Raw genomic sequence first — 12,359 nt, 5'->3', positions numbered from 1 at the left:
CGGCCCTTTTTATCGGTGCGACCGACGGATGACGACGTTGTAAACCCCTGTCCGCGATATCAAATGTCCGAGAGCGGGACGGTCGTCCCCGCCTCGGCACTCTCGTAGACCGCTTCTATCGCCGCCACGTCCACGAGCCCGTGGCGGCCGTCGGGGTAGATATCCCGGCCGGTCCGGACCTGATGGCCGAAGTAGTCGAACTCCTCGCGCATCTGGTCGACCTGCTCGTAGTCGAGGCTCGCGCGGGTTCCGTCGACTTCGAGCGCGAACTCGGGGCCGGCGCTCTCGAAGAACGCCGGTTCGAGGCCGAGTTCGCCCTCGGTGCCGACGACGGTGAAGTGACTCGACCGGTGGGCGTGCTGGCTGGCCGCGCAGGCCGCCAGCGTGCCGTCGTCGAACCGGACCTGGAAGGTGGCGGCCTCGTCGGGCACGTCGTCGAAGGCGTCCGCCCCGGAGCGCGCGAGCGCCGACACCGCCACGGGGTCGGCGTCGAGGACGAACCGCGCGGTGTTGAGCGGGTAGATGCCCAGGTCGGTGACCGACGCGCCCGGCCCCGCGAGGTCGGGGTCGAGCCGCCACTGGTCGGGGTCGGCTATCATCGCCAGCAGTCGCTGGGACATGCTCCCGTGGACCAGCACGGGGTCGCCGAGGTCGCCGCCCTGCACGAGTTCGCGCGCCCGACGCACGGCGGGGTCGGTCTGCATCCGGTAGGCCACCATCAGCGGTACGCCGGCGTCTTCACAGGCCTCGACCATCCGGCGCGCGCGGTCGGCCGACGCCTCCATGGGCTTCTCGCACAGCACCGCCTTGCCGAACTCGGCGGCCGACTCCACGAACTCGAGGTGGGTCGCGTTGGGCGTGGCGACGTAGACCGCGTCGTACTCGTCGGTGGCTCGGCCGTCGTGGAACTCCTCGTAGGTCAGCCCGGCCGCCGCGTCGGCGTCGTCGGCCACCGCCTCGGCCTTCTCGCGGTCGCTGCTGACCGCGACGGTGGTCTCGCAGAAGTCGCCGTCGGCGACCGCCGGGATGGCCTCGTCGCGGGTCCACCAGCCCAGTCCGACCATCGCGAGCCGGAGGGGGTCGAGGTCGGCGTCGGTCCGCCAGTCGCGCCGGTCGAACTCCGAGAGTGCGTCGGCGTCCATGGCGGACGCTCGACGCCCGCGCGGACGAAGCTTTCGGCACGAATTTCGGGGGACCCCGGAGAACGCCGGCTCACGTCCGGTCGACCTGCGCCCGGACGATGGCGGCCTGTCCCTTCCTGACGAGTTCCGAGGCCGTGCTCTCGCTGCAGCCGAGTCCGGACGCGACCTCGGCCATGGTCGCCGTGCGCGGGACGTCGTAGTAGCCGACGTCGACCGCGACCGAGACGGCCTCGCGCTGGCGGTCTGTGAGCCGACTGCTGCCGGCGGGACCGCCGTAGTCGTCGACGCCGACCAGCGAGTACCCGCCCGTCGCGTCGAGGCGTTCGAGGAGCGACCCGAGCGCGTCCCGCGTCCCGACGAACGTGAACCGGACGCTCCCGTCGGCACCGAAGGTGACGGGCGGACGGACCAGGACCCCGGGGACCGCGAGCGCGTCGGCCAGTCGGGCGTCCATCTCGAACCGCCGCTGGCGGACGAACGCGTAGGTCCGCTCGCCGTCCGCCGACAGCGCGTACGACTCCACGGCCGCGAGGTCCTCGACCAGCGGTTCGGCCGCCGACCGGGGACAGTCGAGGCGCGAGAGCGTCGTCGGCGTGGGGCGGCCCGCGTCCCACGCCAGCACCGTGGCCTCCGAGACGGCGTCGTCGTCGATGACCGCGCGGTGGAGCGGATGCGCGTCCGCCCGCGACCTGTCGAGGGAGATGGAGACGCGCTTCACGTCGACACGGGCGGCGTCGAGATACTTAAATCACCGTTCCCGAACGGGGATACCTAAATCCCTCTCGCCCCCGAATCGGGCAACGATGACGACGGCCACCGACTCGCCGACGGCGACCGACCCGCCCATGCGGACGGTCCTGACGAGCGCGGGCACGCACCTGTCGTACGCGACGTACGGCGACCCGGCGGGCAGGCCGCTGGTGTTCCTCCACGGCACGCCCGGCTCGCGGCTGCTCGGCGGCCTGCTCGACCGCCCAGCGCGCGAGGCCGGGGTGCAAGTGGTGGCACCCGACCGGCCGGGCTACGGCGACTCGGAGCTGCCTCCCGGGTTCGACCTGTCGGACGCCGGCCGGCTCGCGGCGACGCTGGCGGACGCCGTCGACGCCGACCGGGTCGCGCTCGCGGGGTTCTCGGGCGGCGCGGCCTACGCGCTGGCGGCCGCCGCGACCGCGCCCGAACGGGTCGAGTCGGTCGACCTCGTTTCGGGCGCGGTGCCGGTGCGGTTCGCCGAGCCGCCGCGCACCCAGCGAGTGCTGGGTCGGCTGGCCCGACGCGCGCCGGTCGTCGTTTCGGCGGGGTTCAGGGCGCAGGCCGCGCTGTCCGGCGTCCTTCCGGCGGGAACCGTCGCCGCCCAGTACACGGCCGCGTCGAGCCCCGTCGACGTTCCCGAGGGCGTCGAGCGGCTGGTCGCCGCCGACTTCCGGGAGGCGTTCGCGACCGACGCGTCGGGAACCGTCACCGACTTCGGACTGCTGTCGACCCCGTGGAGCGTCGCCGTCGAGTCGGTGTCCCACCCGGTCCGGGTCTGGCACGGCGAGGCGGACGCGAACGCTCCGGTCGAGGGGGCGCACGAGCTGGCCGGGGCGCTCGACCGGGCGGAGCTGACGACGTTCGACGACCACGGCCACCTCGGAACGCTGCTGGCGGCCCGGGACGAACTCGTCGCGGCGGTCGGTCGCGGGGATTCGTGACCCCGGCGCGGACGGTGATTCAGTTCGGCCCGTCGACCAGTCGCTCGAACTGATGGGGCGGAATCGCGCCCCGGGCGGCGTGGCCGCCGTAGACGAACGTCGGGATGCCCGAAATGCCCGCCTGCTGGGCGCGCTCGAACCGCTCGCGGAGGCCGGCCGCCAGCGTCTCGTCCGCGGTCGCGGCCCGGACCTCGTCGGAGTCGAGGCCCACGTCCGCGGCGATAGCCGCGAGCACGTCGGGGTCGCCGACGTCCCGCTCGTCCTGCCAGAGCGCGTCGAAGACGGCCTCGTGGAACCGCAGGAAGGCGGCCTCGCCGTGCTGCTCGCGGACGCCCAGCGCGGCCTGCTGGGCGTTCCACGAGTCCACGTCCCGCGAGAAGTCGAGGGCCATCTCGACGTCGTACTCGTCTTTGAGCCGCTCGACGTTCTCGCGGGCCTGCTCGAAGTAGTCGTCGTCCTTGCCGTCGTCGACGTCCTCGCGCAACTCGCCCGACGCGTCGCGTTGGTATCCCCGCAGGTCGTAGAACCGCCACTCGACCGCCGGCGGGTCGTCGGCCTCGGCGAGGTACTGCTCCATGGCGGCCTTCCCGAGGTAGCAGAACGGACAGACGTAGTCGGAGTAGACCACGAGCGCGTCGTCGGTGGATTGGTTGCTCACGGCCGGACTTGGCGACCCGGACTGAAAAGCCACTCTCCGGCGGCCCCGATTTCCGGAATCCCCGGGGAAGCGGTGACCGACGGCGCGGCGGTCGTGGGTTACGACCCGAGCCGGCGGTACCGACCGACGACCGCGAGTCCGAGCGCGAGGACGGCGAGCGCCAGATACGCGACCGGGACGCCGGGCGAACTGGTCGTCGGGTGCGCTCCGACGTAATCCAGCGGCTCGGCCCCGTTCATTGGGCCGACGTACCACGCCACCAGATACGCGATCTCGAACGGCGACTGCCGGCCCGACCAGACCCCGGCCGCGAGCGCGGCCGCCGGGAGGAACGCGAGGCCGGCGACAGCGCCCAGGAGAGCGGTCCAGCTCCCCGCGAGGGCGAACCGGACCAGCGCGGGCGCGACGAGACCGACGCCGAGGCCCAGCCCCGACAGGTACGACGCGCCCAGCAGCCTCGTCGGGTCGGTGTCGACGAAGACGAGTTCCGACGTCCGGTGGCGACGCTCCCGGCTCCCGAGCCCCGACCACGCCGGCAGCGCCAGCAACAACGCGACCGGGACGACGACCGACCGGAGCGCGCCGAGCGGAGCCAGCAGGGTCGCGGCCAGTCCGACCGCACAGCCGACGTACCACGCGCGCCGCCGACCCCGGACCATCATCCGGAACTCGGCCGCGAGCACCCGGCCGAACGCGAATCCGCCCGTGGTCGCCGGAGCCAGCGAGGCGGCGTCGGCCGGGTCGGCGTCGACCGGCTCCCCGTCGTCGAGGTCCGCCGACAGTTCGGCCCCGCTCGCCGCCTCGCTACCCTCGTCCGACCCGCGACCGCCGAGTGCGGGGAGCGACCAGCCTCCGGTGTCGTCGAAGCGGTCGAACGAGACCGCCGCGAGGCCGAGCAGCACCGCCGCGGCGCCGACGACGGGGAGCCGGGACGCGACGCTGGCCGGCGTCAGGGCGAGCCCCGACCACTCGAACGTCCGGAGTTCGGCGGGCTGGTCGGTGTACGCGAACCCCGCGATCGGCGGCTCGAAGCCGGGGTACTGGGCGGCCAGCGACGAGGCCATGCTGTCCCGGACGAGCGAGACGCCCGCGAGGTCCATCGGCGACTCGGGGACGATGCTGAGCATGACGCCGCCGAGCGCGAGCGCGAAGTACAGCGCGGTGCCGGCGGTCCCCCGGAGGAGTCGGGTCGTCTCGAAGCAGACGCTCGCGGCCGCCACGACCGCCATCGTCGGCAGCGTCACGAGCGCGAACGGGGCGAGGAGCCCGACCGCGTCGAACGGCCCCGTCCCCTGGAGCGCGAACGCGACGGCGGTCGAGGCCGCCAGCACCGCCGTCGCCACGGTCAGGACCGCGAGGTTGCTCAGCCACTTGCCGACCAGATAGCTCGCGTTCGACAGCGGCGAGGTCGCCACGAGTTCCGCGACGTTGGCCTCGCGGTCCCGGAGCAGGCTGCCGTTGACCAGCGGATAACCGAACACCAACAGCACGGTGGTCGCGAGGCCGGCGACCATCCCGCCGTACCACGCCGCGGTCGGGACGCCGGTGAACTCCCCGTCGAGGACGAGCGTCGAGTCGATCGCCACCACCTTCGCGAGGGAGGCGATCAGCACGGGGACGGCCAGCAGGGTCGACGACCGCGAGCGCTCGCGGAAGTCGGCGAGCGCGACCGCGAGCGCGTCCCGACGCCGACTCATCGTCGCGCGTTCTCCCCGACGACGTGGAGGTAGGCGTCTTCCAGCGTCGGTTCGACCGGTTCGGCCTCGGGGGCGGGCGACTCCTCGGCGACGACCCGGATCCGGACGCCCTCCCGGCGGCGCGTGGTCGCGCTGATGGTGTGGGACCGCTCGACGGCGTCGAGTTCCGACTCGGAGACGACCCACTCCCAGACCGCGCCGTCGGCCCGCGCGAGCAGCGCGCCCGGCCGGTCGTGGACGAGCAACCGCCCGTCGTGGAGCACGGCGACGTCGCTGGCGGTGGCCTCGACGTCCGAGACGATGTGGGTCGACAGCACGACGACGCGGTCCTCGCCGAGGTCGGTGAGGACGTTCCGGAACCGGACCCGCTCTTCTGGGTCGAGTCCGACGGTCGGCTCGTCGACCACCAGCAGGTCGGGGTCGGCCAAGAGCGCCTGCGCGATGCCGACCCGCTGGGCCATCCCGCCCGAGAACCCGCCGAGCCGGCGGTCGCCCGCGTCGCCGAGGTTCACGAGGTCGAGCAGGTCGTCGATGCGGTCCGCGGCGTTCCCCACGCCCCGGATGGCCGCGAGGTACGAGAGGAACTCCCGGGCGGTCAGGTTGGGGTAGACGCCGAACTCCTGTGGCAGGTAGCCGACGGCCTCCCGCATCGCCCGGGGCTCGTCGGTCACGTCGGTCCCGTTCCAGCGGACGGTGCCCTCCGTGGGGTCGAGGAACGTCGTCACGAGTCGCATGAACGTGGACTTGCCCGCGCCGTTGGGGCCGAGCAGTCCGACCACGCCCGACTCGAAGGTGAGGTCGACGTGTCTGAGCGCCCACGCGTCGCCGTAGCGTTTGCCGAGGTCGTCGGCGACGAGCGTCATGGGGCGAGTCCCTCCGGGCGCGAACTCGGTTCGGGGGTTCGTGGCGGCGTCTCTGGCATCTCGACCTCGTTTCAGAATCCGAGATAGTAATAAACTGTGATACGTTCCCGAGCCGTCGCGGCTGTGGCGGTTCCGGGCGTCTATGGAGGGCTATCGAGACGTAATGTTGATACGGTCGGCTCCCGCCCGATACGTTGGTTACGGTCGGCTATTTATCTACAAGTTCCCTATACGCTCGGATTATCGACCTATATCCCTATTATAAATCGCTTTACAGTGTTCGGTCGCGGTTTCAGTCGATGACACACGATCCGGAGCGACTGAGCGACCTCGTATCGCGGCGGAAGTTCCTCGCGACCTCCGGCGCTGCGAGCGTGGCAGCGTTGGCGGGTTGCACGGGTGGGTCCGACGACCAAAGCACGACCGACGGAAGCGACGACAGTGGGGGCGACAGCGACGGTGGGGACAACGGCGACGACAGTGGCGGTGACGACAGTAGCGGCGGCGATGGCGGGTCCGAACAGCTCTCGGGCGACATCCGCATCTCCGGGAGCAGTACGGTGTATCCGGTCGCACAGGAGGTCAGTCGCCGGTTCCAGAGCCCGGACTTCGCGGGACACGAGGAAGTCAGCTTCAACCTGACTCGGGACGGCAGCGGCGGCGGGTTCGAGAACGTCTTCATCCCCGGCGACAGCGACATGAACAACGCGAGCCGACCCATCAGCGAGGACGAACTCCAGCGCTGCCGCGACAACGGCATCGAGCCGGTCGAGTTCTTCCTCGCGCAGGACGCGCTCACCGTCGTCGTCAACAACGAGGCCGACTTCATCGACTCGATCTCGCTGGAGGACCTCGAGACAATCTGGTCGCCCGACACCGCGCCCGAGACGTGGGCGGACGTCAACTCCGACTGGCCGGACGAGCCGTTCGACCTCTACGGGCCGGCGAGCACGTCGGGCACCTACGACTACTTCACCGAGACGGTCATCGGCGAGACCGAAGCCGACCAGCCGATCCGCAGCGACTTCGAGGGGACCGAGGAGGACAACCTGATCGCACAGGGCGTCGCCGGCAACGAGTACGCGATGGGATACCTCCCGTTCGCGTACTACACGAACAACCCGGACTCGGTCAAGGCGCTCAGCCTCACCGATGGCGGCAGCGACCCGGTCGAGCCGAGCCTCGAAGGCGCACAGAGCGGGAACTACCCGCTCGCCCGGCCGCTGTTCACCTACGGCCACATGGGCAAGATTCAGGAGAAGACCCACCTCCAGGAGTTCATCGAGTACTACGTCAACGAGGCCGACGAGGACTACGTCGCCAGCGACATCGGCTACGTTCCGGCAAGCGACGAGATGGTCGAGGACAACCTCGCCAACCTCGAAGCGGCGATCGCCGGCGAGTACGAGTACAGCGCGTGATCCGGCCGGTCGAAGAGCGCGCCCAACAACGATTCAAGTTTTATCATGAGTAACGACCCACAGTCAGTATCCGGGTCGCTCCGGCGAAACGAGTTCGTCGTCCGCAAGGAGCGGCTGTACGGACGGCTGATCGCGGCGAGCGCACTGCTCACGATCCTCGTGACTGTCGGGATCATCCTGTCGCTGTCCGGCCACGCACTCACGTTCTGGACGGAGATCTCGCCGGTCGCCTTCTTCACCGGCACGAACTGGAGCCCGGTTATCGGCAACAGCTACGGCGTGCTACCGCTCGTGAGCGGGACGCTTATCGTCACTATCTGCTCGGCGCTCATCGCGCTGCCAGTCGGATTGGCGGCCGCGATATACCTCAGCGAGTATGCGAACGACCAGGTGCGGTCGATTCTGAAGCCAGCACTCGAAATACTCGCTGGCGTCCCGACCGTCATCTACGGCTACATGGCGCTGGTGTACGTGACGCCGCTGGCCGATAGCGTGCTTCCGCTGTCGCTGGGGACGTTCAACGCGCTCTCGGCGAGCATCGTCGTCGGGATCATGATAATCCCGATGGTCTCCTCTATCAGCGAAGACGCGCTGAGCGCGGTTCCCGACAGCCTTCGGGAAGCGGCCTACGGACTGGGGTCGACGAAGTTCGACGTCTCGACGAAGGTCGTCGTCCCGTCGGCGACCTCCGGAATCGTCGCCTCGTACGTCCTCGCGCTGTCGCGGGCCATCGGGGAGACGATGGCGGTGACGATGGCGATGGGGATGAGCCCGCAGATGCCGTACTTCCCCGACGTCGTCAGGAATCTCGCGGAGTCGAGTCAGACGATGACCGCTGCGATGGTACAGATCGCGGGTGCGGACTCGTATGGGGGAGGGCCCACGTACGAAGCGATGTTCGCGATCGGCATCACGCTGTTCGCGATTACGCTAGCGATGAACATCCTGGCCGAACTCGTCCGCCGTCGCTTCAGGGAGGCCTACGAGTGATGGCGGCCGAGAACGAGGGCGGCGAGGGACTTCGTCGGGCGACCGGAACGCAGCTCCGGCGGCTCAAGGACGGCCTCTTCGAGGTGGCGCTCCTGGGCGCGACGCTCGTCGGCATCGTCTCGTTGCTGGTCCTGTTCGGCTACATCACGTTCGACGCGTTTCGGCCCCTGACGGCGTCGGCCCAGTGGTACCTCCTGTACTTCGGGACGCTCGTGACGCCGACCGCCGCGTTCACGTGGTACGCGAGACGGGACCCGGCCGTTCGGGCCGCGAACGCGAAATCCTTCGCCGTCGTGTTCGGCGGGCTGGCCGTGAGTCTCGTCACGTACGTCGTCGCGGACTCGGTGAGCCCGCACGACGTGCTCGTCTTCCTACTGTTCGGCGCTGTCCCGCCGCTGCTGGTGGGCGTGTACGCTCGCGTCACGGACGAGCGGACGTACACCGGTCCCGTGATACCGGTCGCGGCCGTGCTCGGCCTCGCCGTCGCCGCGCTGTTCTACGACGTCCTCCGTCCGGTCGCCGGTATCGCGGACGAGTGGGTCGCGTACGTCGGGATCGCGACGCTTCCGGTCGCCGGGATTCTCGGCCTCGTCTCGGCGCGTCGCTGGTCGCCCAGACGCGGCGTGATCGCCGCGACGGCCGTCGTTCTGAGTACGCTCTTCGTCGCCGGTGGACTGCTCGGTGCCGGCGTCGACCCGTCGTTCTGGGTCGTACTCTTCTCGGCGTTCGTGGTTCCGGTGGGCTACGTCGTCGGCTCGACGGTCGCCACGGAGTCCGACGGTCGGATCGGCGTGCTCGGACCGTTCGTCCTCCTCGGTGGCGTGTTCGCGGGTGCCGCGCTCGAACGACAGCTCGCCATCCAGGGCCTGGAGAGCTTTCTGACGCCGTCGCTACTGCTGAACTCGTGGGACGGGTTGAACGCCAGTAACGCCGGCGTCTATCCCCAGATCGTCGGGTCTATCGTTATCGTCGGCTTCATGGCGCTGCTGGCGTTCCCCGTCGGCATCAGTGCGGCCGTCTATCTCGAGGAGTACGCCCCGAACTCGGGGTGGGGCGGTCGGTTGGCGACGCTTCTCGAAGTGAATATCTCGAACCTCGCCGGCGTTCCGTCGGTCGTCTACGGATTGTTGGGACTTGCCCTGTTCCGGAACACGCTGGGGTTCGGAACCGGTATCACCGCTTCCGCCGCGGGCACGCTCGGGCTCCTCATCCTCCCGATCGTGGTCGTCTCGGCACAGGAGGCGATTCGCGCCGTTCCCGACTCGCTCCGGGAGGCCTCGTACGGTATGGGGGCCAGCCGCTGGCAGACGCTCCGGAACGTGGTGTTTCCCGAAGCGGTGCCGGGCATACTCACCGGAACCATCCTGGCGCTGGCCCGTGCGATCGGCGAGACTGCCCCGCTCGTGATCATCGCGGTGGCGACGACGACGTACTCGCCGCCCGAGGGACTGTTCTCGTCGGCGACCGCGCTGCCGCTCCAGATATTCGCCGCCAGGTCCAGCGCGATGCCGGAGTTCAGACACGGCGTCGTTCCGGCGACCGCCGTCGTGTTGCTGGTCCTGATGCTCCTGATGAACGCGACCGCGATCGTCGTCCGGAACCGATACGACCGGGAGATTAACCAATGAGTGACCAAGAGAACACGCTGACGATAGACACGGCCGTCGAGAGTACCGACAGCGACGGGGCGAACCGGACCGCTCCGAACTCCAGCCGTACCATCCTCGAATCCCGAGACCTGAGCGTCTCCTACGGTCAGGACCGGGCGCTTCAGAGCGTCGATATCCGGATTCCGTCCCGACAGGTCACCGCGATAATCGGGCCCTCGGGCTGTGGCAAATCGACGTTCCTCCGGTGTGTCAATCGAATGAACGACCTCGTCGACGCCGCGACTATCGAGGGGGAGCTCCGCTTCGACGGGACCGACATCTACGGCGACGACATCGACCCGGTGGCGCTGCGCCGCCGCATCGGGATGGTGTTCCAGCACCCCAATCCCTTCCCCAAGAGCATCTACGACAACGTCGCCTACGGGCTGCGCGTCCAGGACGACACCGAGAACATCGACGAGCGCGTCGAGACCGCGCTCAAGCGGGCCGCCCTGTGGGACGAGGTCGCCGGCCAACTCGACAAATCGGCGCTGGACCTCTCGGGCGGCCAGCAACAGCGGCTGTGTATCGCTCGCGCCATCGCGGTCGACCCGGACGTGATTCTCATGGACGAACCGGCCTCCGCGCTGGACCCGATAGCCACCTCGAAGATAGAGGACCTCATCGACGAACTCGCCGAGGAGTACACGGTCGTCATCGTGACCCACAACATGCAACAGGCCGCCCGCATCTCGGACAAGACCGCCGTCTTCCTCACCGGCGGCGAACTCGTGGAGTTCGACGACACCGGGAAGATTTTCGAGAACCCCGACCACGACCGGGTGGAAGACTACATCACCGGGAAGTTCGGGTGATGCCGGTGTCGGACGCCCCCGAGATGCAGACCCGAAAGCTCCAGAAGGTCGGCGGGTCGACCTACACCGTCTCGGTCCCCAAGCGGTGGGCGCGCGAGCACGACCTCGACGCCGGCGACGAGGTCCACCTCTACGGCCACGACGACGGCTCGCTGGTCGTCCGGGGCTCGGCGGTCGACGGCGGCGACCTCGACGCCGTCCGGGTCGCGGTCGAGTCCGCGGATTGTGACGCGGTCGAGCGCGCGCTGCGGGCGGCCTACGCGTCGGGATTCGAGGAGATAGAACTCGTCGCCGCGGACGGGTTCAGCACCGACCAGCGCCGGACCGCGAGCTCGCTCGCCAAGACGCTGGTCGGGACCGAGGTGGTCGCCGAGTCCGACGACCGGGTCGTCGTACACAACCTGCTCGACTCCGACGACGTGTCGGTCCGCCAGTCGCTCATCCAGTTGAAGTTCGTCGCGCTGTCGATGCACCGGTCGGCGACCGCGGCGGCGACCGGCCGGGCCGACGCCGACCACGTCCCCGGCCGGGACGACGAGGCCGACCGGCTGTTCGCGATGATAACCCGCCACTTCGAGCGGTCGCTGACCGACTTCGAGGAGCTCGACCGGCTCGGGGTCGACCGCACGGAGCTGTTCGAGTTCCGGCTGGCGGCCCGCCAGCTCGAGCGCGTGGCCGACCACGCGGTCGAGATCGCCCGGACCGCCCGAACGCTCGACTCGCCGTCCGACGCCGGGACTCCCGACGAACTCGCGCCGCTCCGCGACGACCTCGAATCGGTCGCCGACGCCTCGCGCCGAATCGTCGAGGACGCCACCGACGCGGTCCTCGACGGCGACGCGGCCGAGGCCGCACACGACGCGCTCGACCTGCGCGACGAGACGGTCGCGGACGCCGAAACGCTGAATCGCGCGCTGTTCGAGCGCGACGACGACGACGCGTATCGGCTGACCACGGTCGTCGACAGCCTCGTCCGGACCGCCGAGTGCGGCGGGAACGTCGCGGAGATCGCGGTCCAGTCGTCGGTTCGCGGCCGGGAGTAGTCGGCGGCCGGATTACCGCCCCTCCACGAACTCGACGACCGCCTCGGTCCCACGGAACCCCTCGGCCATCCTGTCGACAAGTTCGCCGTCCTCGAACAGCAACAGCGTGGGCACGCTCCGGACGTCGTAGGCCGCGACCAGTTCGAGGTCGTCGCGCGGATTGAGCAGTCCCACCGCCGCGTCGGTCGCGCGGGCGACGTTGCCGACGACCGGCTCGATGGCCTGACACAGCGAGCAGCCCTCGGTGTAGAGGTCGACCAGCGCGAGGTCGTGGTCGGCCACGAACCGGTCGAGGGCCTCGCCGTCGTCGAGCCGGACCGGTCTGTCGGAGGCGTCGGTCGAGGCGTCGGCGGTCGCGTCCGACCCGGTGGTATCGGTCACGGGCGGACG

12 protein-coding genes are annotated in these 12,359 nt (G+C 69.8%); 6 read left to right on the top strand and 6 right to left on the bottom strand.

Features of this window, described 5'->3' with window-relative positions; genetic code table 11:
• Nucleotides 1-59: 59 nt before the first annotated feature.
• Both gfo6 and EPL03_RS03105 read right to left on the bottom strand, forming a co-directional pair.
• A complete protein-coding gene (gfo6, locus tag EPL03_RS03110; protein WP_135827873.1) occupies nt 60-1,142 on the bottom strand; it encodes a D-xylose 1-dehydrogenase Gfo6 in 1,083 nt (360 codons plus the stop codon).
• Between the two features lie 70 nt (nt 1,143-1,212).
• Entirely contained in the window at nt 1,213-1,860 is a 648-nt protein-coding gene (locus EPL03_RS03105; RefSeq protein WP_135827872.1) for a helix-turn-helix domain-containing protein, read from the bottom strand.
• Nucleotides 1,861-1,945: 85 nt separating this feature from the next.
• Here EPL03_RS03105 and EPL03_RS03100 point away from each other — a divergent pair, with 85 nt between their 5' ends.
• Nucleotides 1,946-2,833: an alpha/beta fold hydrolase gene (locus EPL03_RS03100; RefSeq protein WP_168216168.1), complete on the top strand. Its 888-nt coding sequence runs from the start codon at nt 1,946-1,948 to the stop codon at nt 2,831-2,833.
• A gap of 19 nt (nt 2,834-2,852) precedes the next feature.
• Here EPL03_RS03100 and EPL03_RS03095 read toward each other — a convergent pair whose 3' ends face one another.
• The 3 genes from EPL03_RS03095 to EPL03_RS03085 form a co-directional block, all read right to left on the bottom strand.
• Nucleotides 2,853-3,491, bottom strand: a complete 639-nt coding sequence (locus EPL03_RS03095; protein ID WP_135827870.1) for a DsbA family oxidoreductase — start codon at nt 3,489-3,491, stop codon at nt 2,853-2,855.
• Nucleotides 3,492-3,589: 98 nt separating this feature from the next.
• Nucleotides 3,590-5,188, bottom strand: a complete 1,599-nt coding sequence (locus EPL03_RS03090) for an ABC transporter permease (RefSeq protein WP_135827869.1) — start codon at nt 5,186-5,188, stop codon at nt 3,590-3,592.
• The gene (locus EPL03_RS03085; protein ID WP_135827868.1) at nt 5,185-6,051 is read right to left on the bottom strand and encodes an ABC transporter ATP-binding protein; all 867 of its coding nucleotides are present in this window, start codon (nt 6,049-6,051) and stop codon (nt 5,185-5,187) included. The genes EPL03_RS03090 and EPL03_RS03085 overlap by 4 nt, the downstream gene beginning before the upstream one ends.
• Before the next feature lie 299 nt (nt 6,052-6,350).
• Between EPL03_RS03085 and EPL03_RS03080 the strand changes: the two genes are divergently transcribed.
• From EPL03_RS03080 to EPL03_RS03060, 5 genes are read left to right on the top strand one after another with little or no spacing between them, the layout of a single operon-like run.
• Nucleotides 6,351-7,472 carry a phosphate ABC transporter substrate-binding protein PstS family protein gene (locus EPL03_RS03080; RefSeq protein ID WP_135827867.1) on the top strand — a complete coding sequence of 374 codons (1,122 nt, stop codon included), beginning with the start codon at nt 6,351-6,353 and terminating at the stop codon, nt 7,470-7,472.
• Between the two features lie 45 nt (nt 7,473-7,517).
• Nucleotides 7,518-8,462 carry a phosphate ABC transporter permease subunit PstC gene (pstC, locus tag EPL03_RS03075; protein WP_135827866.1) on the top strand — a complete coding sequence of 315 codons (945 nt, stop codon included), beginning with the start codon at nt 7,518-7,520 and terminating at the stop codon, nt 8,460-8,462.
• A complete protein-coding gene (gene pstA / locus EPL03_RS03070) occupies nt 8,462-10,090 on the top strand; it encodes a phosphate ABC transporter permease PstA (protein ID WP_135827865.1) in 1,629 nt (542 codons plus the stop codon). The genes pstC and pstA overlap by 1 nt, the downstream gene beginning before the upstream one ends.
• Nucleotides 10,087-10,926 carry a phosphate ABC transporter ATP-binding protein PstB gene (gene pstB, locus EPL03_RS03065; protein ID WP_135827864.1) on the top strand — a complete coding sequence of 280 codons (840 nt, stop codon included), beginning with the start codon at nt 10,087-10,089 and terminating at the stop codon, nt 10,924-10,926. Before pstA ends, pstB begins: the two co-directional genes overlap by 4 nt.
• Nucleotides 10,926-11,969, top strand: coding sequence for a phosphate signaling complex PhoU family protein (locus EPL03_RS03060; protein WP_135827863.1), 1,044 nt, complete (start codon nt 10,926-10,928; stop codon nt 11,967-11,969). The genes pstB and EPL03_RS03060 overlap by 1 nt, the downstream gene beginning before the upstream one ends.
• 12 nt (nt 11,970-11,981) lie before the next feature.
• Here the strand turns inward: EPL03_RS03060 and EPL03_RS03055 are convergent, their stop codons facing one another.
• Nucleotides 11,982-12,350, bottom strand: coding sequence for a thioredoxin family protein (locus EPL03_RS03055; RefSeq protein ID WP_135827862.1), 369 nt, complete (start codon nt 12,348-12,350; stop codon nt 11,982-11,984).
• Nucleotides 12,351-12,359 lie beyond the last annotated feature (9 nt).

This window comes from Halorussus halobius (assembly GCF_004765805.1).
GTDB lineage: Archaea > Halobacteriota > Halobacteria > Halobacteriales > Haladaptataceae > Halorussus > Halorussus halobius.
Note: the sequence above shows the minus strand (reverse complement) of the source record. Positions and strands in the feature narration are given on the sequence as shown.

Bases quoted from the DNA above. Each gene is read 5' to 3' on its own strand.
- gfo6 (WP_135827873.1), bottom strand. From the start codon at position 1,142: ATGGACGCCGACGCACTCTCGGAGTTCGACCGGCGCGACTGGCGGACC.
- EPL03_RS03100 (WP_168216168.1), top strand. From the start codon at position 1,946: ATGACGACGGCCACCGACTCGCCGACGGCGACCGACCCGCCCATGCGG.
- EPL03_RS03090 (WP_135827869.1), bottom strand. From the start codon at position 5,188: ATGAGTCGGCGTCGGGACGCGCTCGCGGTCGCGCTCGCCGACTTCCGC.
- EPL03_RS03085 (WP_135827868.1), bottom strand. From the start codon at position 6,051: ATGACGCTCGTCGCCGACGACCTCGGCAAACGCTACGGCGACGCGTGG.
- EPL03_RS03080 (WP_135827867.1), top strand. From the start codon at position 6,351: ATGACACACGATCCGGAGCGACTGAGCGACCTCGTATCGCGGCGGAAG.
- pstC (WP_135827866.1), top strand. From the start codon at position 7,518: ATGAGTAACGACCCACAGTCAGTATCCGGGTCGCTCCGGCGAAACGAG.
- pstA (WP_135827865.1), top strand. From the start codon at position 8,462: ATGGCGGCCGAGAACGAGGGCGGCGAGGGACTTCGTCGGGCGACCGGA.
- pstB (WP_135827864.1), top strand. From the start codon at position 10,087: ATGAGTGACCAAGAGAACACGCTGACGATAGACACGGCCGTCGAGAGT.
- EPL03_RS03060 (WP_135827863.1), top strand. From the start codon at position 10,926: ATGCCGGTGTCGGACGCCCCCGAGATGCAGACCCGAAAGCTCCAGAAG.